Below are 3377 nucleotides of genomic sequence, written 5' to 3'. Positions count from 1 at the left end.
ATATCCAGTTCAGCTTTAATCAGACCTTTTCCGTATTCGCCTTCGCCGGCATGAATACGGGTGATTCTGTCCACCATCAGCATATTGTCGGCCGGCAGTTTGGCATTGCCTTCACCGAAGAGATCGCCGTTGCTGCACGCCACGATTTCTTCGCGGGTATAGGCATTTTGCGATTGTGGAACAAAAATGGTCATAAGATGTATTGCCTTTACTGTGTGGTTGGTTTCCCTTCGAGGGGCGAATTTTAGCCGATATCCCTGCTAAGTCCAGAAGAACCGGGTCCTACATAGGTCTCATCTTTTGGTGAGGTGGCGATGATGGAGTCCAGAGTGACGTCAGAATACTTGACTGAGATTAGGCCCAAGAATCAAAAAGAGCGGCTCAGAGAAAAGTCGGCCAGCTCGTCCATGGCGTTCAATTCGGCAGAAACCGGTAGGCCTGACAAACAGCGTTTAGCTTCATCTGCGTGGTGTTTTGCACGTTGCATGGTGTAATCAAGGGCACCACAGCGCTGTATGGTTTGGATAATCGCATCGAGGTGTTCTAGACCGCCTTCGCTGATGGCCGTACGAATCAGTTCAGCTTCTTCAACTGAGCCATTCTGCATTGCATAAATCAGGGGCAGGGTGGGCTTCCCTTCTGCCAGGTCATCGCCGACGTTCTTGCCCAATGCTTCCGTTGTGCCGTTGTAGTCCAGTGCGTCGTCAACCAGCTGAAACGCCATGCCGAGATGATAGCCATAGCGGCGCATGGCTTCGCAAATATGCTCATCAGCTCCAGCCAGAACCGCTCCTGTATGGGCTGCTGCTTCAAACAATTGGGCGGTTTTTTTGCGAATGACTTCTTCGTAGGCCTGTTCAGTGGTATCCGGGTTGCCCGCATTGATCAGTTGCTGGACTTCGCCCTCGGAAATGATGTTGGTAGTGTCGGCGATGATACGCATGATCTCCATATTGCCAATGGCGACTAGCATCTGGAAAGCGCGGGAATAGAGAAAATCACCTACCAGCACACTGGGCGCATTGCCAAAGCGGGCATTGGCTGTGGCACGACCGCGACGCAGGTCAGAGGTGTCGACCACATCATCGTGGAGCAGCGTGGCCGTATGGATAAATTCGATGATGGCAGCCAGGGCGATGTGTTTGTCACCCTTATAGCCACAGCTATTGGCTGCCAGTAGAACAAGTAGTGGGCGCAGTCTTTTGCCGCCGGCATCGATGATGTATTGACCGATGTTTTCCACCAGCCCCACGTCAGAATACAGCTGGTTGACAATGAGTTCGTTGACCTGGTCAAACTGGGATTTGACCACTTCGTGAAATGGCAGCATGCCGGAGCCTTGTTTTTCAGTTGATTATCGGGGCGGGATAGGTAATGGCTGCTCGCTAAAAAGGTGCGATGGCATCCTAGTTAGCGCTGTTAAAACTGTCAAGTGAAGAGCCGCCAAAGGCCTGTTTCTGGGCATTTGCCTATTGCGATAGATATCACTTTCACTTAGAATTGCCGCCCTCGCAAAACCGGCCGTGGAGAAATCGTTCTTCCGGCTTAGAACAGGCATGAGCGATTACGGAGCATTATATGTACGCAGTCATTAAAAGCGGTGGCAAACAGCACCGGGTACAGGAAGGGGAATACCTTCGCCTGGAGAAGCTGGAAGTTCCTACCGGAGAAAGTATCGATTTTAACGAGGTGTTGTTAGTTGCAGACGGCGACAACATCAAGATTGGCGCACCTCTGGTTGAGGGCGGCAAGGTAACTGCTGAGGTTTTGAGCCACGGCCGTGGGGACAAGGTAAAAATTATCAAGTTCAAACGCCGCAAGCACTACCGCAATCAAATGGGCCACCGTCAGTGGTATACCGAAGTTAAAATTACCGGCATCACTGCTGGCTAATCGAAAATAGGAGAATATCATGGCTCACAAGAAAGCTGGTGGTAGTACCCGTAACGGACGCGATTCCGAAAGTAAACGCCTTGGCGTGAAGCGCTTTGGTGGTGAACAAGTGACTGCTGGCAACATCATTGTTCGTCAGCGTGGCACCAAGTTTCATGCGGGTAACAACGTAAGCATTGGTCGCGATCACACTATTTTTGCGACGGCTGACGGTGAAGTTCAGTTCACAGTTAAAGGTCCTCACAACCGTAGATATGTGAATGTAGTTTCTGCCTAAGACATGAAGCTACTGAAAAACCCCGCTTAGGCGGGGTTTTTTTGTGTTTGCAGTTACAATTCAAGTAGTTGTGAATAGCAATTTATTAAATTGGCTGACTCATAGGGAGCAGCCTCCCTCTGGATACAGCACGGTATACTGTTGTCATGAAATTTGTCGATGAAACGTCCATTCACGTTCAAGCGGGTAAGGGTGGCAATGGCTGCCTGAGTTTTCGTCGCGAAAAATTTATTGCCAAGGGTGGCCCCGATGGTGGTGATGGCGGCGATGGTGGTTCGGTTTATCTCGAAGGCGATGTGAACCTCAACACCTTGGTGGACTACCGGTTCCAGCGTGGTTTCCAGGCCCAGAATGGACAGGGCGGGGGCAGCCGCAATTGTACCGGGCGAGCTGGTGAAGACCTGATCTTGAAAGTACCGGTTGGTACCACTGTCATCGACGAAGATACCGAAGAGGTATTGGGGGATATCACCGAGCCTGAGCAGCGGTTGATGGTAGCTCACGGGGGCTATCACGGCTTGGGGAATACGCGTTTCAAGTCGAGTACTAACCGTGCACCCCGCCAGACTTCGCCGGGAAAAGAGGGTGAAGCTCGCAGACTTCGCCTGGAGCTAAAGGTCCTGGCGGATGTAGGGTTGGTAGGTTTGCCCAATGCGGGGAAATCGACATTCATCCGGGCTGTTTCTGCCGCTACACCCAAAGTGGCGGATTATCCTTTTACTACTCTGGTTCCTAACCTTGGTGTGGTACAACCCCACAAGTACCGCAGTTTTGTGATCGCAGATGTCCCGGGACTGGTTGAGGGTGCTGCCGAAGGTGCCGGTCTGGGAATTCGCTTTTTAAAGCATCTCACCCGAACCCGTTTATTACTGCATCTGGTAGATATGGCACCGCCGGATGTCTCGGACCCAGCAGATAACGTTTCCATTATTGAGGATGAGCTGGATCGCTTCAGTCCTACGCTTTGGAGTCGGGAGCGCTGGCTGGTGCTGAACAAGGTGGATCTCCTGCCAGAAGAAGAACGCGAACAGCGCTGCAATGCCGTTATCGAGGATCTGGACTGGGAGGGTCCCGTTTACCGGGTCAGCGCGTTGTCGGGGGACGGTACCAAACAACTCTGCCACGATATCCTGGAACATCTTGAAAACTGTTGGGATGAGGAGCGCAACAATCCAGACGCGGCAGAGCGAGAGCTGGCGATGCAGCG

4 protein-coding genes and 1 pseudogene are annotated in these 3377 nt (G+C 52.0%); 3 read left to right on the top strand and 2 right to left on the bottom strand.

Features of this window, described 5'->3' with window-relative positions; all coding sequences use genetic code 11:
- Together ACYZYZ_RS02485 and ACYZYZ_RS02480 are read right to left on the bottom strand one after the other, a co-directional pair.
- A pseudogene (locus ACYZYZ_RS02485) lies at nt 1–194 on the bottom strand (3-hydroxyacyl-[acyl-carrier-protein] dehydratase FabA); the annotation flags it as partial.
- 173 nt (nt 195–367) lie between these two features.
- Nucleotides 368–1330: a polyprenyl synthetase family protein gene (locus ACYZYZ_RS02480; RefSeq protein ID WP_461483125.1), complete on the bottom strand. Its 963-nt coding sequence runs from the start codon at nt 1328–1330 to the stop codon at nt 368–370.
- Nucleotides 1331–1578: 248 nt separating this feature from the next.
- Here ACYZYZ_RS02480 and rplU point away from each other — a divergent pair, with 248 nt between their 5' ends.
- The 3 genes from rplU to cgtA form a co-directional block, all read left to right on the top strand.
- On the top strand, nt 1579–1893 hold the full coding sequence (gene rplU / locus ACYZYZ_RS02475; RefSeq protein WP_305170664.1) for a 50S ribosomal protein L21: 315 nt from the start codon (nt 1579–1581) through the stop codon (nt 1891–1893).
- A gap of 19 nt (nt 1894–1912) precedes the next feature.
- A complete protein-coding gene (gene rpmA / locus ACYZYZ_RS02470; protein WP_305170665.1) occupies nt 1913–2170 on the top strand; it encodes a 50S ribosomal protein L27 in 258 nt (85 codons plus the stop codon).
- 146 nt (nt 2171–2316) lie between these two features.
- On the top strand, nt 2317–3377 hold a 1061-nt coding region (gene cgtA / locus ACYZYZ_RS02465), incomplete at its 3' end, for an Obg family GTPase CgtA (protein WP_461483124.1).

The organism is Porticoccus sp. (assembly GCA_023261185.1).
GTDB lineage: Bacteria > Pseudomonadota > Gammaproteobacteria > Pseudomonadales > Porticoccaceae > Porticoccus > Porticoccus litoralis.
This window is presented reverse-complemented; position numbering and strand designations above follow the sequence as displayed.